Below are 18818 nucleotides of genomic sequence, written 5' to 3' on the forward strand. Positions count from 1 at the left end.
CTTCTAAACTACCAAGATGCGCCACGACCGCATGCCGCGAACGCGAACTTGCCCGAGGAGACAGCATGCACAAGCCCACGGAAAGCCTTCTGGCCGTCCTCGATCTCACCGACACCGGTGCACGCACCAGCGAGGACATCTTCACCGGGCCGTCCCAGTGGATGCCGCTCGGCCGCGTGTTCGGCGGGCAGGTGCTGGCCCAGTCCCTCGTCGCTGCGATGCGCACCGTGCCCGACGAACGCCACGTGCACTCGATGCACGGCTACTTTCTGCGCCCCGGTGATGTCAACGAGCCGATTACTTTTTCGGTCGAACGCATTCACGACGGCCGCTCCTTCTCCACCCGCCGCACGCAGTGCTATCAAGACGGCGTGCCGATCCTGTCGATGATCGCCTCCTTCCAGGACGCCGATGAGGGCTTGGAGCATCACCTGGAGATGCCGAAAGATATCCCCGATCCGGAAAGCCTGACGACGGCATCCGAAGCGCTAGCCCACATCGACCACTCGGTAGCGCGTTATTGGGCCAACGAGCGGCCCTTCGACATGCGGCACGTTCCCTCGCCAATCTTTCTCAAGGTCAACGGTGAGCACACCTCGCGCCAGGCCGTGTGGATGAAGACGTTCCTGCCGCTGCCCGACGACCCCGACCTGCACCGCGCAGCCCTGGCCTACGCGAGCGATTACTCGATCATGGAACCGATCATGCGCCGGCACGGAGTGGCCTGGGCGACTCCCGGTCTCAAAGTTGCCAGCCTGGATCACGCCATGTGGTGGCACCGGTTCGGTCGGGTCGACGAGTGGCTGCTCTACGTGCAGGATTCACCGAGCGCGCAGGGTGGCCGCGGCCTGGCCACGGGCAGCATCTTCAGCCGCGACGGCGTGCTCCTGGCTACCGTAGCGCAGGAGGGCATGCTGCGCGTGCCCATCGTTCTCGAGTAGCAGCGCTACCAGCTGGGTTTGGATTCGAGCAGCACCTTCTCGTCGGGCATCCACCGAATATCCACGCTGGCGATGTCGTTTTCGGACACGCTCGTGGTACCGGCCGCGCTGATGGTGCTGCCGGGTCCGGAGATCCAGCTGGCCACGATGGTCTCCTGGCCGTCCCGGTCGGTCACGAACAGGGCGTAGGGCTGAGCGCCGAAATCGTCGCCGCCGCGCGCGTAGCTGCAGTTCGCGTCGATGCGCGTGCCCCACTCCTCGCCGGTCAGGCGAAACGAGGCCGTGAGCGGGCTGGGAACCACGGAGGTCATGGCGACGGCGGGTTCGGTGATGCTCTGGCCGGGCTGATCGAGCCAGCCCGGCAGGACGAGGGCAGCGGATGCCGCGATCGCGGCGGCCGCCACGACCGCGCCAGCGGCGAGCAGGCGGGCGCGCCGGGTGTGCGCCCTGGCCGCCTGAACCAGGCGAGGCAGCAGGGTGGCGGAGGGGGCAGCATCCGCTCGGGAATCAACGGGCTGGTCCAGTTGCAGGGCCTGAACGAGCGGCACCTGGGCCAGCAGCCCCGGAAGACCCACGAGATGAGCGACCGCCTGGCTGCAGGCGACACAGTCGTTGAGGTGACGTTCGTAGTCCCGGCGGTCGGCCGGTGACAGGGCGCCGAGCACGTAGGCGCCGTCCCAGTCGGCGTACAGATCTGCTGGAGTGTTCATCGCTCCGTCACTCCCCGCTCTTGCAGTGCGAGCCGCAGGGCTCGCAGGCCGTAGTGCAGCCTGGACTTCACGGTGCCTTCGGGAATGACCAGGTCCCGCGCGGTCTCAGCCACGGACTGGCCTCGATAGTACGCGCAGACAATGACCGCCCGGTGGTCGGGTGAGAGATCGTGCAGGGCATCCGCGACCAGCCAAGCGTCGAGCAGGGCATCGGTCTGGTCGTCGGTGGGTACCTCGGGCAGCTGATCGGTGGGGATCTCGTGGCGGGCCCTGGCCGAGCGGCGATCGTCGATCACCAGGTTGCGGGCCACCGTGAACAGCCAGGCCCGAGCTGACACCTCGGTCTGGTCGAGCAGGCGGGGGCGTCGCCAGGCACGCAGGAGCGTCTCCTGCACGACGTCGTCGGCAAAGGCCGGATCGTGCGTCAACCGCACAACATAGCGCCACAGGAGCGGCGCGTGTTCGTCGTGCAGGGCTTGCAGAAGTTCGGCACGCTCATCAGCCATGACTACCTCCCCGGCTTAACACGCGACGGACGCGTGTTCGGTTCAGTACTACCCGGTTTCGCGGCAACTCGGGCCGCTCAGTCGGGGAATTGTCAGCGTCGGGCGAACTCGATCGGCGCGTCGAGGTACGGAGTCCACGCGGCGCGTTCGGTGTCGTTGATGCGGCGGGGGCGTTCGCTCGCCGCATCAACGAGCACAATCGTGGTGTTCGCCCGCGCGTACAGAATCTCGGTTGTCACGCCGTCGGGGCTGCACACCTCGTAGCAGACGTCGAGGCTGGCGCCGCCGAGTTTGCCCAGCCAGAGTCGCACGTCCAGCGGCTGACGCAGGTACGGCACGGGCGCCAGATACTCGATCTCCTGCCGTGCGATCAGCGTGAGCGTTGCCGCACCCGGGCGTCCATCGAGCACGGCCGTGCTCGCGCCGATCGCACCGTCGTCTTCGGTCACCCAGAAAGCCAGGATGCGCGCCTCCTCGAGCAGGCGCAGCATCTCAGAATTGTTGACGTGACCGTACGCGTCGAGGTCGGACCACCGCAGGCGAATCGGTACGTGCAGCTTCACACGGTCTCCCTATTTTTTTGTTAGTCGCGGGTGAGCTTGCGGTAGGCGGAACGATGCGGCTTGGCCGCATCCGGTCCGAGCCGCTCGATCTTGTTCTGTTCATACGACTCGAAGTTGCCCTCGAACCAGTACCAGTTGGCCGGGTTGTCGTCGGTGCCTTCGTACGAGAGGATGTGCGTGGCCACCCGGTCGAGGAACCACCGGTCGTGAGTGATCACCACGGCGCAACCGGGAAATTCGAGCAGCGCGTTCTCGAGCGAACCGAGCGTTTCGACGTCGAGGTCGTTAGTGGGCTCGTCGAGGAGCAGCAGGTTGCCGCCCTGCTTGAGGGTGAGCGCCAGGTTCAGGCGGTTGCGCTCACCACCGGAGAGCACACCGGCCTTCTTCTGCTGGTCGGGGCCCTTGAAACCGAAGGTCGATACGTAGGCGCGCGAGGGTATCTCGGTCTTGCCGACCTGGATGTAGTCCTGGCCGTCAGAGACGACCTCCCACAGGGTTTTGTTCGGGTCGATGCCGCCGCGGTCCTGGTCGACGTAGGAGATATCCACCGTCTCACCGATTCGCAGTTCGCCGCCGTCGAGCGGTTCCTTGCCGACGATGGTCTTGAACAGGGTGGTCTTTCCTACGCCGTTCGGGCCGATGATGCCGACGATACCGTTGCGCGGCAGCGTGAAGCTGAGATTCTCGATGAGCATGCGCCCGTCGAAGCCCTTCTCCAACTTGCTCGCATCGATGACCTGCGCGCCGAGGCGCGGGCCGACCGGAATCACGATTTCTTCGAAGTCGAGCTTGCGGGTGCTTTCGGCGGCGGTGACCATCTCTTCGTAGCGGGCCAGGCGGGCCTTCGACTTCACCTGACGGCCCTTGGCGTTGGAACGCACCCACTCAAGCTCGTCGGCGAGACGACGTGACAGCTTCGCGTCTTTCTTGCCCTGCACGAGCAGACGCTCCTGCTTCTTCTCGAGGTAGGTCGAGTAGTTGCCCTCGTACGGGTACAGGTGTCCGCGGTCGATCTCGGCGATCCACTCAGCAACGTGGTCGAGGAAGTACCGGTCGTGAGTGACGGCGAGCACGGCGCCCGGGTACTTGGCGAGGTGCTGCTCGAGCCAAAGCACGCTCTCGGCGTCGAGGTGGTTAGTGGGCTCGTCGAGAAGGAGCAGGTCGGGCTTCTGCAGCAGCAGCTTGGTCAGCGCCACCCGGCGCTTCTCACCACCGGAGAGGTTGGAGACCTCGGAGTCGCCCGGCGGGGTGCGCAGGGCATCCATGGCCTGTTCGAGCTGGGAGTCGAGGTCCCAGGCATCGGCTGCATCGATAGCTTCCTGCAGCACGCCCATTTCGGCGAGGAGGGTATCGAAGTCGGCGTCGGGTTCGCCGAGGGCGAGGCTGATCTCATTGAAGCGATCGACCTTGGCCTTGATCGGGCCGACGCCTTCCTGAACGTTCTCCAGCACGGTCTTGCTCTCGTCGAGCTGCGGTTCCTGCATGAGGATGCCGACGGTGTAGCCCGGCGAGAGTCTCGCCTCACCGTTGCTGGGGGTGTCCAGGCCCGCCATGATCTTGAGGATCGTGGACTTTCCGGCACCGTTCGGGCCGACCACACCGATCTTGGCACCGGGAAAAAAGGACATGGTGACGTCGTCAAGAATCAGCTTTTCGCCGATCGCCTTGCGAGCGCGGACCATTGAGTAAATAAATTCGGCCATAATATTTACCAGTCTATTTGCCGGGTGGACCCGACGAGACACAAACCAGTAGACAGAATCGGTGCGACCACGCTGTGGAAACCGTCACTGGCCGGCCCGATCTGCCCAATCAGGCATTCGCCATTGAATCGCACCGAGAACTGGATCGAGTCGGCGGCCAGGTCGGCCTGGGTTCGATCGAAGGACACTTCCATGGCCGCTCGGTCGAACCCACCGGCCACGAGCGCGTCGATGTAGGCGCGCCCGTCAGCGCTGGGGTTGACCTTGGTGACAGCGGCAGCGAGAAAGTTGAAGTAGACGAGGTTCTCGGACGCGGTGCCGTCGGGCAGCAGGACCGGGTCGGGCACCGGAGTTGCCGACGGCTCCGGCGCTGAGGAGCTGGCCGGCGCCGTGCCGCTGGTCGGGGGTTCGGCCGGGGCACCGGTGCACGCGGTCAGGCTGACTCCGACCAGCAGCACGGCCCCAACCACTGCCAGTGTGTACCGCGGGCGGCGTGCAGACCACCGTGCTGTGCTCACGGTCATATTCTGCCGTGCTGATTGTGCCACGCTCACGAACTGCCTCCCCCGGTCCACGCGCGTGGACGATGCTACGAGTCTAAACGGGCATACGCGTCCTGATCGGCATCGGTGTCGACGGGGACAAACCCGTCTCCGGACCGGTCGATGGGGCCAGGATCGGTCTCATATGCCGTGGCCGATTCGGCCGATGCGAAGGATTCGACCGGTTCCGGCTCGGTCTGGTCCGCGGCGTCACGGGCCGGTACCCCGCTGCGCACCGGCGTCGTGGTGTACCAGGCGAGGTCGTGGCCGACAGAATCAGCAATGATCTCAACGGACGTCCCAGATTTTTCGGCGTTGTTCCATTGGCGAATGACCAGCCGTCCGGTGACGACGACGTGCTCGCCCTTGCTGAGCGATTTTCCCGCATTCGTGGCCAGCTGTCGAAAGGTCGTGACGGAATACCAGCAGCTTTCGTCGACGATCCATTCGTCTTTGGCCTTGTCACGGTGGCTCTGGCGGGAGGCCAGCCGAAAGGAGGTGATCGGGGTCCCGTTCTTGCCGAAGGTCAGGTGGGGAACGGTGCCAATAACGCCGGATATTGTGATGCTGTCGCTCATGGTTTCTTCCGGCACGGTGATCGCGTGAACACGCACACTCGCGGCGCCAAGCGAACCGCCGGCGCACACGACCCGGGAACAACAACTCGTGCCAGTCTTCGTTGAACCCGGGTCGCACACAGTGAGTGTGCCGCCCGGAACGACGACCCGACTGAAACCGCGGAAATCCGTGGAGAATTCAGCTATTCACCGATTGGGGAGGAGAGGCTAGCTGACCAGGTATTGGGAGTACGACTTGCGGATCTTGTTGACCTTCGGCACGGCGACGGCCATGCAGTAGCCCTGCCCGGGGTTCTTGTTGAAGAAGTCCTGGTGGTAGTCCTCGGCCTCGTGGTAGTCGCCGAGCGGCTCGATCGTGGTCGTGATGCCGGAGCCCCACCATTCGGTCGCCCGGTCGCGGGCCGTTTCAAACAGTTGCTTCTGCGCGTCGTCGGTGTAGAACATGGCCGACCGGTACTGGGTTCCGACATCGTTGCCCTGACGGTTGAGCTGGGTGGGGTCATGCAACGTGAAGAACACGTCAAGAATGACGCTGGCCGGAATGACGTCGGGGTCGAAGGTCACGGCAACGGCTTCGGCATGCCCGGTGCGCCCGGTGCAGACCGCTTCGTAGCTGGGGTTGGCGGTCGAGCCGCCGGTATACCCCGACACCACGTCGCTCACTCCACGTAGCACCCGATAAACAGCATCGAGACACCAGAAACATCCACCTGCGACCACAAAAGTTTGCACCTGTCCACCCTATCTCGTCCCCCGCCGCAGCCACAGGTTGATCCGGCACTCTGGCCGTCTGTTCGCCGAAAGCGCATGTCGGTGGTCGCCCATACGGTAAGAGAAACACCCGCGGCCGGCCGGGTTACCGCTGAACCAGTACGTAAGGAGCACTCATGACCACTCTCATCGCACCCGTTACTCACTCAGCATTTCCAGCAGTACGTGGCCTCCGGTTCGTCCTCGTGCGCGACGGGCTGTGGCGCATCGTCGACCCGGTCGGCGCTGTCGTCGGCTATATCGAACGCGAGGCCAGTGCCGATAAAGGCGGTGCTGATGCCAGCGGCGCTGACGGCGACCGGTACAGCGCCAGGCGCGTCGTCTTCGCGACCCGCACGCGCGAACTCGGTGTGTTCTGTCGCATCGACGATGCTGTGGACTGCTTCCGGTGCTGAGGCTACGTGTTCCAGAGAGTGGGTTGGGGGCACGCCGCGTCTGATCCCCGAAAACAGGGGTCGGCGCGGATAAAATCCAGCACATGGAATGGTGGAATAACTTCGTAGCCTGGTTTACCGACGTGAGCACCCAACCGATGGTTTTTACCGCGGTCGTGTTCATCGGCGCAATCGTCATTGCCAGCGTGCTGGCCGCGTTGATCTCGCGCGGGGCCGTCAAACGGCTCATCACCCAGCGAGATCGCGAGATCAAAGTAGCCGCGATCGCGACCCTCGTCGATGCCGCGACCGAGGCATCCGTCTGGAATTCGCTGACACCGCAGGAGCAGGTCATGAGCGACCGGGCGGTCGGCCAAGCCGACATTCAGGTGCGGTTGCTGCCGATTCGCGGATCGGGAATTGCCGCCAACTGGGCTGCTCACGAGCTCTACGAGCTCAAGCGCACCTCAGCTACCTTCGGCTACCAGTTGGAACCGGCCCTGGTCGAGTTCCGTGACCGCCTGGTCGAGTGGCAGAACAGGCCGGCTCGCGCCCGCAAGATCTTCCAGGGGGATCTCGATCGCTGGAAGTCGCAGAATTCCTCCACCGAGAAGAGCCTGCTCGCCGAACAGGAAGCGTGGGTGGCGCAGCAGCACCACGACCAGTACAACGCCGCCGATTCGGCACCGGCGCCCGTGCGGGTCGCGCCGCTCACCCCGGCAGCTGTCAATCGCACGCCGGCATCCGCGTCGGACGCCGGGGCGGAAACCCAGCGTCTGCTCGACGACGTCAACAAGCTCGAGGTTCGCGGCACCGACCCGCTCACGCGTACCTCGGCGGCCCCGACCCTGTAGTCGCGACACAAAAAACGTGCCGGTCGGCGCTTCCCAGCGCTGACCGGCTCGTTTCTTAAGTTCGGCCTATTGCCACCACTCATCAAACAGTGAGGCCGGCACCCGCCGCTTGTGCTCGGTGCTGAGGTAGCGCGCCTCGATGGCTTCGGCCACCTCGTCGTCGACGGGCTGACCCTCCAGGAAATCGTCGATGTGCTCGTACTGCAGACCGAGATTGGCCTCGTCGGTCTGGCCGGGAGTGTGGTCGAGCAGGTCAGCGGTGGGGTCCTTCAGATAGAGCTGTTCGGGCGCACCCAGCTCCATCAGCAGGGCGCGGCCCTGGCGCTTGGTGAGTCCGGTGAGCGGCAGAATGTCGGTGCCGCCATCGCCGTACTTGGTGAAGAAGCCGGTGACGGCCTCTGCCGCATGGTCGGTTCCGACCACGAGCAGGCTGAGCTGGCCGGCCACCGCATACTGGGCGATCATGCGGGAGCGGGCCTTGACGTTGCCCTTGGTGAAGTCGGTCATGGCCACGTCGAGGCTCGCCAAAAATTCGCTCTCGAACCCGTCAACGGCGAGCTCAATATTGAAGGTGGCCTGCGAGGGCGGGCGGATGAATTCCAACGCGAGTTGGGCATCCGCTTCGTCACGCTGCACCGCGTAGGGCAGGCGCACGGCGACAAAAGTGGCCGGATGCCCCTCTGCGGTGAGTTCGTCGACGGCCAGTGCAGACAGCCGACCGGCCAAGGTAGAGTCTTGGCCGCCGCTGATGCCGAGCACGAGCCCCTGGGCACCCGTGTGCTTGAGATATTCCTTGAGGAATTTCACCCGGCGGCGTACTTCGGCGGCCGGGTCGATGGTGGGTGAGACGTTGAGTTCCGCGATGATTCGCGCCTGAAGTTCTCGCATACTTGAATCTAGCAATCCTCGAGAATTTGCGCTGCGGCCTGCCTCGAGATCAGCACCGGGGTACCGGCGAATCGTGGCGAAATCTTCTCGTACGGTAGGACAAAGACCGCTCGGGGGGACGCAATAATAAGTACAGCATGCACGAGGAGTTCAGCGAAGCACGATCGGGCAGAACGGTTCGCGGAATCAGCCGGTCTGCACTGGCAATCGCTGTGTCCGGTATTCTCTTGGCCGGACTCGGGGGGTGCGCCGCCGTCACGAACGACGAAACGGATGCCACACCTGCTGAGCAGACCGCGCAGCCGACTGCCGCCGCACGCGCAGGCTGCAGTTCCGAACTCGCCCTGGACTACGGCGACGTGGTCGGCCTGGAAGACGTGACCGACGAGTTCGGCACCTACTGCCACACCACGATCAGCCCCACCGCTGAGGCAGCCGTCTACGACTCCACCAAGACCGACTTCGAGACCCTGGCCGAATTCGGCTTCACCGAGGACGACGCCAGGGAAGCCTTGCCGGCCGCCCTGCGCATTCTCACCGAAGAGGTTCTGGACAGCAGTCGGCTCGACAACTACAGCATTGCCCCGGCCGAGTGGTTTGCGGCGAATTCCGATTACATCACCACCGATTGACAACCCAAGTTTCAGAAGGCGATCGATAACGACGGTGCCGTGCTCGGCACGGCAGCCTTCGTCGTCACCGACATTCTGCCAGCCCCGCTTGCGCGCGACGGAGGCGCCCGCGCGTCGAGCACCGTCGTACGTCTGGATCGGGTGTACGCCGAAGAGCCAGACGGAGGCGAGCCGAATCTCATCTTCAGATTCAGCTCCACGAGCACGTTCGTTGCGACGGATGTCCAGATTGTCGCGCTGGTGCTCGCGGCCGAGCCCGTCCATAGCGCAGATGCTCTGCGAGCCTCCAACCCCGAACTCTTTGACGGGGCGGGTATCTCTGAGCGCCTCGATGGAGGCCATGCGGAGACCGCGTGGCAGAACCGTCTGCGCCGCCCGGACTGTTCTCGAAAGCGGGTGAACGGTTGTTTCAGGACTGCTGAAGTATCCGTTCACTCGCTCTCGCGGATGAGAAGAAACTTTTGAAGTCTCATCTATATATTATTGAGATTCTCTCGCCTTTAGGGGCGATTTGGTCTATAATTGTGGGTGAAGGAGGCACCGACGCCATGACCCTCACCGCTCCGCCCGCCACAGCCGGCTCGATGCCGCAGGGTTCTCGCGTTGAAGCGGTGGCTCAGGCCGGTGCCATTCTGGCGGCAGCGTTTGACGATGTGCGGTTCGGTCACCTCGACGATGCTGAAGCTGTTGCGGTTCTCGCGGCGTTGGAGGGGCTCGGCCGCAAGGTCGATGGGACCAGGCTACGCGCCACCACCGACATCGGTGTGCGCGCCGAAACCGACCTGGGCAACGGGTCGCTGGCGTACCGAAACGGATGCCGCAACCGGGTCGAGTTCATCACCCAACTCGCCGGCATCTCGGGCCGCGAAGCCAAACGTCGCCTGAAACTCGGTGAGGCCGCGGTGGAACGTACCCCGCTGGGTCTGCCCGTCCCGGCGCGGTACCCGGTCATCGCCGACGGCCTGACCAGCGGGGAACTCGGGGTGGAATCGGCCGAGATCATCGCCAGCACCCTCACCGCGTTACAGGGAAAGGTCCTACCGGATGACCTCGACCGGGTTGAGCGCGCCCTCGTCGCCACCGCCACCGGAGCCATCACCCCGGAAACCGCCGGGCTCCCCGGGGCGGGCATCCGCTTCGCGCCCGACGTGCTCCGGGCGCAGGCGATGGAATGGCAGGCCCGCCTCGACCCCGACGGCACCGCCCCCAGTTGGGACGTGACCGAGGCCAAGAGCACGCTGACGTTCGGGCTGCTGCGCAACGGGCTCTACCCGCTGCGGGCCGAGGTCACCCCGGAACTGCGCGGCATCATGGACACCCTCTTCGACACCTACCTATCCGCCCGCTCACGCACCCCCATGTTCGTGCCCACCGAGACCCTTGACGGCAGTACAGACGGCGCCAGCAACGCCGAGCTGGACGGCCTCGATGACAGCGACACGGAGAGCGAGCGGTTCAGCGCCGACCCGTTCAGTTCCGACCCGTTCAACGGCGACACCCGCTTCGACGGGGACCGCCGCACCGCGGGCGAGAAACGCGCCGACATCCTCCGCGACGTCTTCCAAGCCGCCGCGCGCGACCCCAAAACCCCCACCATGGGCGGCGCCGCCCCCACCGTCATGATCCACGTCAACGCCACCGACCTCAACGCAGGCCGCGGCGTCGGCTGGATCGACGGCGTCGAAGCGCCCATCAGCCTGCGCCGGGTAAAAGAGACCATCTGCTCCGGCGGCGCCCAGAAAGTCATCGTCGGCGACACCGGCGACGTGCTCTACCTCGGCGACACAGTCCGCTGCTTCACCCCCAAACAACGCGCCGCCATCACCGCCCGCGACGGAGGCTGCATCATCCCCGGCTGCACCATCCCCGCCCGCTGGACCGAAACCCACCACGTCATCCCCTGGCAACAACACGGCCGCACCGACATCGACAACGGCGTCCTCCTCTGCTGGTTCCACCACCACACCATCGACACCAGCGGATGGAAAATCCGCATGATCACCGGCAGGCCCCAAGTACGCGGGCCCCTGCTCTGGGACCCCACCCAAACCTGGCGCCCCGCCCACAGCCACCGCGCCAACACCACCAGCCCCGAACCACCCTGGCGCACGTAAGACCATCAAGCGCGGCCGGAATTCTGTTCATCTTTGACTCCGACCGGGCTCGCCTTGAGCAAAACAGCGAGTCGTGGCCTTCTGCATTACTCACTGCAGTCACGCAGGCGTGGTGCCCCCGGTAGGAATCGAACCTACGACAATCGGATTGCGGCAGACCCTTTTTGGCCGAGCGACTCTCATTGCAAAACCTAGACTGAACTCGTCCGATCTCGATCTGATCAGGAGTTCCCTGTGATACCTATTGCAATTCTATCGCATTACCTAGGCCCATCTCGGCTGGTCTCGACGCAATAAACGTTGAATAAACGTGCGCGCATCAAGTCCCCATGTTTGGTCCCAGACCCAACCATTCGACATACGATACCGAACGCGAGCCGAACTCCTGGTCGTGCTTCGGCACAACGGTCGCGACCGCGCTTGACCGATCTGGGCAGGCGACCAGAGAGATCGCGAAATATGCACATCTCCAGGGGTGGCAAGCCAAAGGCCAGTTACCCGACGGACGGTCGGTGAATCCGTTCGTCTACCGCGTCCGCACGAGCTTGAAATGACATCGCAACGCGCTGCTGCGCGACGCGGGCAACACTCCGAGCATCCTCGATTGTCAGCCTGTTCGTGGGCACGCGCCCAATAACCTCCTGCATCGCGAGCTGCACGACCAGTGACTCGACGGGCACACGAGGCTTTCCCCGATGAGTCCTAGCCTGGTTATCCATCTCCGCGTCGACGCGAAACCTTGCACTGTTGCGGTTCGCATGGGTCACGACTGTTCTTATGAGTCGCTCGAACTGCTGCTGCCGCTCTTCGCGCCGAACCATGGCCTTCGTGGCGCGAACGGCCGCTGCGACGTCGCGGCCGGTCAGGAGGTCGACCCGGCGCATCCGCTCTGTGACGAATTCGACCGCGCGGGCGTAGACGATGGTCTCCACCGGAACCGGCGGGAGCCCCATGCGTGCTCTAGTTTCCACGTAGGCTTCGGCGAAATCGCGCATGCCGGCACCGTTCTTGAGCATGTGCTCGGTGAGCGACTCCGCGAACACCGTGAACTGCCGGAGATGTTCGGGCCGTGACGAGTCACTGAAATAGGCGTCGGCCTCGCGCTCGTTGGCCCGGCGCTCGGCCGCAGTAGTCGCGTGCAGAAGCTTTGGCGGGAGGCGGGCTCGACTCAGGCTGCGCTTCAGGCGTCTCGCTGCGGCGTTGGCCTCCAGCTCGGACTGGTAGATCTCCGGATCGCTGCGCCGGTTGCGCTGCAGCTCGGCCCGGCGCGCCGTGTTGCGCTCGGCCCACTGCCGGGTTATCTGCTTCGTGCGCTCCGGGGCCGCATCCCGCCGGGCCGCAGCCCGCGCCTTGACCTCGTCGCGATGAGCCTCGTAATAGCGGCTGTAGTACTCGCGCACCTTCTCGCGATTCTCCGCCACCCAGCGCTGCTGATACTCACGCCGGCGCTCCGGGTGCTCCAGCCGCCAGCGCTTCGCACGCTCCCTCCCCCGCGCCCGTACCTCCGCCTCCCGATGCCGGCGAGCCGCGGCCCGACGCATCGAATCCCGATTCAGCTCCCGGGCCCGGTCGAGATGTTCCGACCGCCAGAGCCGATTCAGCTCGCGGATCCGGTCGCGATTGGCCGCCACATACTGGCGCCGCCTCTCCGCCTCGTCATCAGCAAACGGATGCTCCGCCAGCGATTTTTGCGCGCCGGCGGCTTCCTCAGATGGGTCGTTCATGATCGCGACTACTCGGCAGGCAGCGGAGCCAGCTCGATGACCAACGCAAGCAGTTCAGAGCGATGCGCCGTCGGGTTGGTGATCACACGCCCGACCGCGACGCGGAGCCGCTCGGCGTCATCATCCGCGATCCCGGCGACGGGCTCCAGGCAGTAAGCGATGTCGTTCTGCAGGTTGGGGCCGTCGCCGTCGACAGCGACCTCCGGATAGTAGAACAGCGCAGCCAAGGCGGCGCGGCTGAGCAGATCGTCGAACTGCTCCTGCGGAATCGTCATAATGAAGCCTCCTGTGCGCGGACGTGTGTGAACCACTCATGCCGCTACCAGGAGGTGCGCCGGTCGAGACCTGCTGTCAGCCGCGACTCGAGACGATCACCGCCCCGTCGATGTGCCTGCCAGTGATGGCGAGCGGTGCCTGCTTCAGGAGTAGGTGCATCCAAGGGAAGAACTATGGCGCCGTGGTTGCACACGGACGGGACGAACGGACGGATCTAGTTTCAGACGGGCCTGAGCACCGTTGATAAACCAACTGGCCGACTGGACTAGCTCCCTAGCCCGGAAAAAACGACATAAACAAGGCGATTGAGACAAACCATCCGGCTGCGCTCAGTGAAAGGGCGACGATCGCCCAGGTTTTGCGCACACCCTTCTTTCGGAGCGCGCGTATCCCGAGAACGATCGCGGGGATGGTGACTAATACCCCTAGCGGAATGAGCGACAGAACGAATCCGGCGATGCCAAAACCTAACGCCCAGTTTCCCGCAGGACTCGGGAACTTGCCGATGTACGCCTGTGTCGTCGGCGGTGCAACGTTTGTGACGCGCGACTCTTGGTTAGTTATTTGAGTGTCCAGTCGTAGACCTATGTTAGTGATGCGGCGGGGTGGGTAGCTAAAGCTGCCGTGAAACCGTTACGCGGCGCCCTCATGGAGTGCTTTGTCCGTCGGATGATGGCATTTTGTGCACACATCCATTCCGCCGTTCAATCGTGTGAACGCCAAGATTTTCCCGCATGCGCGGCATGCCATCTGCCCATGCAACCAAAACCACCCAAGAAGCGGTAGGAATACGAAGAAGGAGTACGCGAGCGGTGCAGCAATAAGCGCGAGCAGAAAGGCCAGTACGAGAGAACCCCAGAAGGTGAAATGCCAAAATCTCAGCCGCATCAAGTTGGACCATGAAGTTTAGTACCCGAGCCGTGTCCGCCGCGTTTCGCAACAGCTTTAGGGCTCAGATCAAATTGTGAAACGTACTATCTGGCAACCTGGTCGGGCTCATTGGGACCGTTGTCACGCGCTATCGCTCTCCCGTGTGTCATCGGCGCAGCAGCGGTGACGGGAACACCTGGGGCAGGCAGAGCCATCGTTTCGTTAGTCCACCTGGCGCCGTCCCACCAACGCAGCTGCAGCGCACCCATCGGGTCCGGATGCCAACCAGCATCCAACTCGCCAGACGTTCTGTCATGCCCTGCTGGGGCTAAGGCTACTTCATTCGATGTGACAACGACATCTGGCTGTGCGGGCTCAGCGGCGACTGACGGTGCGGGCATAGCGGGGACGGTGACGGTGACGGGTACGATCATCATTCGGTCGGGTTGTGCTTGCGTTTCTGCCGCAACTTCGGCAGCAAGAATGGACGCAGCCGCAGCCGACTTCTGTGCCTCCACAGCTATGGCCGCTGCAAGTTCACGTGCTCGGGCAGCCGCTTCCGCCGCCAACGTTTTCGCCGCTGCTTTGTCGGCTTGTCGAATAGTTCGTTTTGATCGTTGGTCAATGGAGCGTTCCTCAGACGTCCACGTGTGCCCGTTCCAATACCGGAGGACAGTGTCGTCGTCTGGTGTCACATACCATCCTGCTGATGGTTGGTCAGAAATCTGTTTGGCCATGCCTCCCCCGCTAGTTCTTGCCATAGTGTGGCACGCGGATGATTCGCCTGCATTTGAATGGACGTCCGGTTATTCCTCTAGGACCCCGTTGCGATTGTCCGCCACATACTGGACACACAAACGGCAGCTCTGGCTACAGTCCCGTCTGGCTCACGCCGTACTCAGCTTGTTCTGCTGTGAATCCTTCGAAGACAAGCTGGTCCACGAGGCCGGAACGGGAGAAGGACGTGTATTCGAGGTAGCTCTTAGCTGATGCCGCCGCCTGTACGTTCCAATCCACGATCACGCGGTCGACAGCCCAGGTCGCGTCTTCCGTGGAGAAGCCTTCGAATTCAAGCTGCCCGACTAATCCCGAGCGAGAGAACGCACTGTAGTCGAGGTAACTTGCGCCGGACCGGAGGGCATTCTGCTGCGAAACGGTGCCACGGGCGGCTTCTTCGGCTGCAGCGGCAGCGGCAGCTTCTGCAACAGCTGCAGCTTCTGCAGCAGCAGCTTCGGCGGCGGCAGCCTCCTGGGCGACTTTCTCGGCGGCATCGGCAGCGTCCTTTTCCGCTTGTGCCGCGACGGCAGCTTCTTCTTCAGCAATCTCCGCCGCCGTCAACGGTGCTTCGGTCGCGGTCGCGGTTGGCTTCGCTGATCCGACCAGGTCGGGGTTGTCACCTCCCAATGACCCGAGCCAGCCGATGATGAGAAAGGCCGCAATTGGGATCAGAAAACGCTTCTTCTTATACCAGGACCTTTTCGGTTTCGTCGCGCTCTGCGTTGACTGAGCCGACGCCGGGGTGGATGGAAGTGGGTCCGTCGTATTATCGGGGCCGTTCGACGGAAGCTGTGAATCAGTCATGACTCATCTTGACCGCTGCGAGCGGTCGGCCGTTATGCCCCAGTTCGGGCTGGAAGCTCGTGAAGACGCATATACTCCGATTCTGAGGCCGCCTACCCGGCGTGGCGGCCGGCAGCCGAATCATCTCTTCCTCACACATGCACCGACATTCCGGCGGGAGCTGAGTGCCCGTTGTCCGTGAGGCAGAGCATTCACGTCGGCTTGGATTCTCAATCAGATTCAGGTGAGTGCCGTCGGCGTCGATGAAGTAGTTGGCCCGAAATCCGAAACCGGAGCCTTCCTAGGAGCGCCCCGTCGCGGAGAAGTCTCTCAAGGGCAGGTTGGCTCGACAAGCGAGCACGTCGAACCCGATCGAAGCGAGTGGCGGCCCCACACCGTGCCAATAGGTTGCATCCCGGTCCAGACGTGTTGTCAGCCACGCCTCGACGCGAGCAGCGGTTTATCAAAGCGATCAATGCTGTCAGCGGTCAGCGCCCGCGTCAGGTGACGCCGCGCCAGAGCTTCACGAACGCGTACCGCTATCAACTTCAGCAGGCTGATCGGCCCGATCAGAAGAAGCTTCAGGGTATTCCAGAGACACAACAGCACGATCAGGTTAAGCCATCCGGGGCCGCCGGCTTCGACCTGTGCTCGGCAGTAGATGGCACCAACCGCATACGGAAAGGCGAGCAGCATCGCCGGCACGCCCCACTTCAGCCCGCGCCGCGTGTTGATCGCGTCGATCACAAGAGCGGTCGGCATGAACCGGCGCAGGAAGAGGTAGCTGCGGGCGGTGGCGGCCAGGATGAATTCGCACATGGCGCGGCCTTTCAGATGTTCGGCAACAAGAACCTGAAAGGACTGAAAGTCATGCCATCGCAACGAGCGACCGCGCGTAAAAGAGGTTGCCTAGAAACACTGTAGAACCGGCTGCCCGTAGGTGAAAGTGACGCGCACATTTCAGAGCGGATGCTCCCCCGCGCGTCCCCGACCGGCTAAACGGGAGACACCCCTCCTATTTCAAAACGAAGATCCCATCGGGAATCTCTGACCGGGTCGATTCGCCGGGTGCCGTGTACACGCTGACGGACCATGCGGAATCGGGTGAATACTGGCCAAGGTGCCAATCCGAGAACCGATGCATGAGCCGAAGGCCAGTTCCGCCACGAGCATCGTCTTGGTCGTGCGGACCGCCGCGACTATGGCTCGACGTTCCCACAACGAAAATCCCGCCGGGTTTGAGTACTGCGCTCACCTGGGCGAAAGCATGACGCAGTGCGTCGCCTGAGAGAAACGCCGCAACGTTTCCCGCCATCAGGACCACGTCATAGGTGTCTGGAATTCCCACCCGAGCAAGTCGTTCCGGCGACAGCCCCTCCACCCCGAGTTCTCGGAACCAGTCTGAGTCGAAGTTATCGAACGCCACGCCCAATACCTCGCGCGTGGGGTCGATCCCGAAGGCGGCGTGTCCTCGAGCACGCAGTCCGTTCACGGCCGATCCATGCCCACAGCCGATGTCGAGGATCGTCGAGCCGCGGCGAGCGAGCATGTCTACGAACCGTGCGTCGACCTCCAGATCAGTCCCATCGATGATGTGCTGTCGCATCTTGGCGGCATACGTCGCGAACTGAAGGTTGGGCTTCACCCTCCGAGCTTTCCATACAAGCGGCCCGCACTGGCCCGCCACGGCAAATGACAATCATCGAGTGGATCGGCCAGACCCAAGGGCTCACGCCTGGTCAACTACAGGATTCGCCGCCCGATCCGCAATCCACCACGCCAGGAGTGGTACCGCGCTGGTTTCCGTGTTTCGGTAACTCACAGGAGCGGAATACCCTCCACCCCCGGTGGTTGCACCCAGTAATGACTACCTCAACCCAGCCCCACTCCCGCACCGCCCTCGTCGTGGGAGCGTCCGGCATCACCGGATCCGCCGTCGTCGACCAGCTCTCCGCCGAGGGCTGGACGGTGCTCGCCTTGGCACGCCGCGTCGGCCGTGACCTGCCCGGCGTGCGGTGGATCCAAGCCGACCTGCGCTCCCCCGCCGACCTGAAGCGAGCGCTGGCCGACGAGATTCCCGAGCAGGTGTTCTTCACGGCGTGGTCTCTCCAGGCCACAGAGGAGCTCAACATCGAGGTGAACGCCGGCATGGTGCGCGACCTCCTCTCCGCGCTCGCGCATGCTCCCGTTCGCCATGTCGCCCTCGTCACCGGGCTCAAGCACTACCTCGGCCCGTTCGAGGCGTACGGGCAGGGCACCATGCCCGATACCCCGTTCAGCGAGGACGAACCACGCCTCGACGTGGCCAACTTCTACTACGCGCAGGAGGACGAGCTCTTCGCGGCATCCGCTCGCCAAGGATTCACCTGGCCAGTGCACCGCTCCCACACCGTGATCGGCCACGCGGTCGGCAACCTCATGAACATGGGTCTCACCCTCGCCGCCCAGGCTTCCCTGTGCAAGCACCTAGGGATCCCGTTCGTGTTTCCCGGCAGCGAGACGCAGTGGAACAGCGTCACCGACATGACGGATGCCACGATCCTCGCCGAACAGATGGTCTGGGCCGCAACAACAGATGCCGGCGCCAACGAAGCGTTCAACGTGGTCAACGGCGACGTCTTCCGCTGGCGTGCGATGTGGCCGAAGATTGCCGCCTACTTCGGCGTCGAACCAGAAGGATTCGTTGACGAGCCGCGCACACTCGACGTACAGATGGCCGGCATGGAACCGGTCTGGGCAGATATAGCAAGGGAGCACGGCCTGGTCGAGCCCGACCTGGGGCGCATCGCGTCGTGGTGGCACACCGATGCCGACCTCGGCCGCAACATCGAAGTCTTCACCGACATCACCAAAAGCCGCCTCGCCGGCTTCACACCGCACCACCGCACGGTCGACTCGTTCGCGTCGCTGTTCGACCGCTACCGGGCCGAGAAACTCATCCCAGACGCTTCCATCTGAGAAAGGTTTCGTGCTGTCCGGGTGCGGGGACAGCACGTGCGGCTCAGTCCGCTGGTCCGCCCGAAGCAGTGTCGTTATCGCTCCCGGCCGTACCGTCACTCTGCGAGCCGTCCGGGAGCGACTCGGCCTGTGCCTTCTTCTCGTCATCGACTTTGGTGGAACCGTTTGGCTTCTCGCTGGCGTCTGGATTCATGACGCCACTATAGGCACATACCTGGCAGATCACCCGGATCATGCCCTGAACCCGCTACGTC

General features: G+C 63.7%; 21 protein-coding genes. 6 read left to right on the forward strand and 15 right to left on the reverse strand.

Going from position 1 to position 18818, the window contains the following annotated elements:
• Window positions 1–65 precede the first annotated feature (65 nt).
• Window positions 66–941 carry an acyl-CoA thioesterase II gene (locus tag E3T29_RS04035; RefSeq protein ID WP_134344145.1) on the forward strand — a complete coding sequence of 292 codons (876 nt, stop codon included), beginning with the start codon at window positions 66–68 and terminating at the stop codon, window positions 939–941.
• 5 nt (window positions 942–946) lie between these two features.
• On the opposite strand, the gene E3T29_RS04040 is transcribed toward E3T29_RS04035, so the two are convergent.
• From E3T29_RS04040 to msrA, 7 genes are all read right to left on the reverse strand, one after another.
• Entirely contained in the window at window positions 947–1651 is a 705-nt protein-coding gene (locus tag E3T29_RS04040) for a zf-HC2 domain-containing protein (protein WP_134344146.1), read from the reverse strand.
• Window positions 1648–2157, reverse strand: a complete 510-nt coding sequence (locus E3T29_RS04045; RefSeq protein ID WP_092339896.1) for a sigma-70 family RNA polymerase sigma factor — start codon at window positions 2155–2157, stop codon at window positions 1648–1650. Before E3T29_RS04045 ends, E3T29_RS04040 begins: the two co-directional genes overlap by 4 nt.
• Window positions 2158–2249: 92 nt before the next feature.
• Window positions 2250–2720, reverse strand: coding sequence for a thioesterase family protein (locus tag E3T29_RS04050; RefSeq protein ID WP_134344147.1), 471 nt, complete (start codon window positions 2718–2720; stop codon window positions 2250–2252).
• A gap of 20 nt (window positions 2721–2740) precedes the next feature.
• Window positions 2741–4423, reverse strand: coding sequence for an energy-dependent translational throttle protein EttA (gene ettA, locus E3T29_RS04055; RefSeq protein WP_092339894.1), 1683 nt, complete (start codon window positions 4421–4423; stop codon window positions 2741–2743).
• A gap of 5 nt (window positions 4424–4428) precedes the next feature.
• Window positions 4429–4941 carry a hypothetical protein gene (locus E3T29_RS04060; RefSeq protein WP_241987620.1) on the reverse strand — a complete coding sequence of 171 codons (513 nt, stop codon included), beginning with the start codon at window positions 4939–4941 and terminating at the stop codon, window positions 4429–4431.
• Window positions 4942–5012: 71 nt separating this feature from the next.
• The gene (ssb, locus tag E3T29_RS04065; RefSeq protein WP_134344149.1) at window positions 5013–5543 is read right to left on the reverse strand and encodes a single-stranded DNA-binding protein; all 531 of its coding nucleotides are present in this window, start codon (window positions 5541–5543) and stop codon (window positions 5013–5015) included.
• A 207-nt stretch (window positions 5544–5750) separates the two neighbouring features.
• Window positions 5751–6275: a peptide-methionine (S)-S-oxide reductase MsrA gene (gene msrA, locus E3T29_RS04070; RefSeq protein WP_134344150.1), complete on the reverse strand. Its 525-nt coding sequence runs from the start codon at window positions 6273–6275 to the stop codon at window positions 5751–5753.
• A gap of 155 nt (window positions 6276–6430) precedes the next feature.
• Here msrA and E3T29_RS04075 point away from each other — a divergent pair, with 155 nt between their 5' ends.
• Together E3T29_RS04075 and E3T29_RS04080 are read left to right on the forward strand one after the other, a co-directional pair.
• Window positions 6431–6709 carry a DNA mismatch repair protein gene (locus E3T29_RS04075; RefSeq protein WP_134344151.1) on the forward strand — a complete coding sequence of 93 codons (279 nt, stop codon included), beginning with the start codon at window positions 6431–6433 and terminating at the stop codon, window positions 6707–6709.
• An 83-nt stretch (window positions 6710–6792) separates the two neighbouring features.
• Window positions 6793–7542: a hypothetical protein gene (locus tag E3T29_RS04080; protein ID WP_134344152.1), complete on the forward strand. Its 750-nt coding sequence runs from the start codon at window positions 6793–6795 to the stop codon at window positions 7540–7542.
• A 66-nt stretch (window positions 7543–7608) separates the two neighbouring features.
• Here E3T29_RS04080 and nadE read toward each other — a convergent pair whose 3' ends face one another.
• Entirely contained in the window at window positions 7609–8430 is an 822-nt protein-coding gene (gene nadE, locus E3T29_RS04085) for an ammonia-dependent NAD(+) synthetase (RefSeq protein ID WP_134344153.1), read from the reverse strand.
• A gap of 212 nt (window positions 8431–8642) precedes the next feature.
• On the opposite strand from nadE, the gene E3T29_RS04090 reads away from it, so the two are divergent.
• Window positions 8643–9062, forward strand: a complete 420-nt coding sequence (locus tag E3T29_RS04090; protein ID WP_134344154.1) for a hypothetical protein — start codon at window positions 8643–8645, stop codon at window positions 9060–9062.
• 548 nt (window positions 9063–9610) lie between these two features.
• Window positions 9611–11176 carry an HNH endonuclease signature motif containing protein gene (locus E3T29_RS04095; protein ID WP_134344155.1) on the forward strand — a complete coding sequence of 522 codons (1566 nt, stop codon included), beginning with the start codon at window positions 9611–9613 and terminating at the stop codon, window positions 11174–11176.
• A 494-nt stretch (window positions 11177–11670) separates the two neighbouring features.
• Here the strand turns inward: E3T29_RS04095 and E3T29_RS04100 are convergent, their stop codons facing one another.
• From E3T29_RS04100 to E3T29_RS04125, 6 genes are all read right to left on the reverse strand, one after another.
• A complete protein-coding gene (locus tag E3T29_RS04100) occupies window positions 11671–12900 on the reverse strand; it encodes a hypothetical protein (protein ID WP_134344156.1) in 1230 nt (409 codons plus the stop codon).
• Between the two features lie 8 nt (window positions 12901–12908).
• On the reverse strand, window positions 12909–13175 hold the full coding sequence (locus E3T29_RS04105; RefSeq protein ID WP_134344157.1) for a hypothetical protein: 267 nt from the start codon (window positions 13173–13175) through the stop codon (window positions 12909–12911).
• Between the two features lie 975 nt (window positions 13176–14150).
• Window positions 14151–14807: a DUF2510 domain-containing protein gene (locus E3T29_RS20615; protein WP_134344158.1), complete on the reverse strand. Its 657-nt coding sequence runs from the start codon at window positions 14805–14807 to the stop codon at window positions 14151–14153.
• Window positions 14808–14916: 109 nt separating this feature from the next.
• Window positions 14917–15627 carry an Ltp family lipoprotein gene (locus E3T29_RS04115; protein ID WP_134344159.1) on the reverse strand — a complete coding sequence of 237 codons (711 nt, stop codon included), beginning with the start codon at window positions 15625–15627 and terminating at the stop codon, window positions 14917–14919.
• Between the two features lie 411 nt (window positions 15628–16038).
• Complete coding sequence (locus tag E3T29_RS04120; RefSeq protein WP_174776395.1) at window positions 16039–16425, reverse strand: sulfate permease; 387 nt, start codon at window positions 16423–16425, stop codon at window positions 16039–16041.
• A 196-nt stretch (window positions 16426–16621) separates the two neighbouring features.
• Window positions 16622–17251, reverse strand: a complete 630-nt coding sequence (locus E3T29_RS04125; RefSeq protein ID WP_241987621.1) for a bifunctional 2-polyprenyl-6-hydroxyphenol methylase/3-demethylubiquinol 3-O-methyltransferase UbiG — start codon at window positions 17249–17251, stop codon at window positions 16622–16624.
• Between the two features lie 218 nt (window positions 17252–17469).
• Here E3T29_RS04125 and E3T29_RS04130 point away from each other — a divergent pair, with 218 nt between their 5' ends.
• Window positions 17470–18564, forward strand: a complete 1095-nt coding sequence (locus tag E3T29_RS04130) for an SDR family oxidoreductase (protein WP_134344160.1) — start codon at window positions 17470–17472, stop codon at window positions 18562–18564.
• A gap of 43 nt (window positions 18565–18607) precedes the next feature.
• Here the strand turns inward: E3T29_RS04130 and E3T29_RS19545 are convergent, their stop codons facing one another.
• On the reverse strand, window positions 18608–18757 hold the full coding sequence (locus E3T29_RS19545; protein ID WP_166792312.1) for a hypothetical protein: 150 nt from the start codon (window positions 18755–18757) through the stop codon (window positions 18608–18610).
• Window positions 18758–18818: the final 61 nt, after the last annotated feature.

It is taken from the genome of Cryobacterium sp. TMT1-66-1 (assembly GCF_004403435.1).
Taxonomy (GTDB): domain Bacteria; phylum Actinomycetota; class Actinomycetes; order Actinomycetales; family Microbacteriaceae; genus Cryobacterium; species Cryobacterium flavum.

Coding starts and splice junctions, on each gene's coding strand:
- E3T29_RS19545 (WP_166792312.1), bottom strand. CDS start 18,757: ATGAATCCAGACGCCAGCGAGAAGCCAAACGGTTCCACCAAAGTCGAT.
- nadE (WP_134344153.1), bottom strand. CDS start 8,430: ATGCGAGAACTTCAGGCGCGAATCATCGCGGAACTCAACGTCTCACCC.
- E3T29_RS04040 (WP_134344146.1), bottom strand. CDS start 1,651: ATGAACACTCCAGCAGATCTGTACGCCGACTGGGACGGCGCCTACGTG.
- ettA (WP_092339894.1), bottom strand. CDS start 4,423: ATGGCCGAATTTATTTACTCAATGGTCCGCGCTCGCAAGGCGATCGGC.
- E3T29_RS04035 (WP_134344145.1), top strand. CDS start 66: ATGCACAAGCCCACGGAAAGCCTTCTGGCCGTCCTCGATCTCACCGAC.
- E3T29_RS04045 (WP_092339896.1), bottom strand. CDS start 2,157: ATGGCTGATGAGCGTGCCGAACTTCTGCAAGCCCTGCACGACGAACAC.
- E3T29_RS04130 (WP_134344160.1), top strand. CDS start 17,470: ATGACTACCTCAACCCAGCCCCACTCCCGCACCGCCCTCGTCGTGGGA.
- E3T29_RS04080 (WP_134344152.1), top strand. CDS start 6,793: ATGGAATGGTGGAATAACTTCGTAGCCTGGTTTACCGACGTGAGCACC.
- E3T29_RS04115 (WP_134344159.1), bottom strand. CDS start 15,627: ATGACTGATTCACAGCTTCCGTCGAACGGCCCCGATAATACGACGGAC.
- E3T29_RS20615 (WP_134344158.1), bottom strand. CDS start 14,807: ATGGCAAGAACTAGCGGGGGAGGCATGGCCAAACAGATTTCTGACCAA.
- ssb (WP_134344149.1), bottom strand. CDS start 5,543: ATGAGCGACAGCATCACAATATCCGGCGTTATTGGCACCGTTCCCCAC.
- E3T29_RS04105 (WP_134344157.1), bottom strand. CDS start 13,175: ATGACGATTCCGCAGGAGCAGTTCGACGATCTGCTCAGCCGCGCCGCC.
- E3T29_RS04100 (WP_134344156.1), bottom strand. CDS start 12,900: ATGAACGACCCATCTGAGGAAGCCGCCGGCGCGCAAAAATCGCTGGCG.
- E3T29_RS04075 (WP_134344151.1), top strand. CDS start 6,431: ATGACCACTCTCATCGCACCCGTTACTCACTCAGCATTTCCAGCAGTA.
- E3T29_RS04120 (WP_174776395.1), bottom strand. CDS start 16,425: ATGTGCGAATTCATCCTGGCCGCCACCGCCCGCAGCTACCTCTTCCTG.
- E3T29_RS04095 (WP_134344155.1), top strand. CDS start 9,611: ATGACCCTCACCGCTCCGCCCGCCACAGCCGGCTCGATGCCGCAGGGT.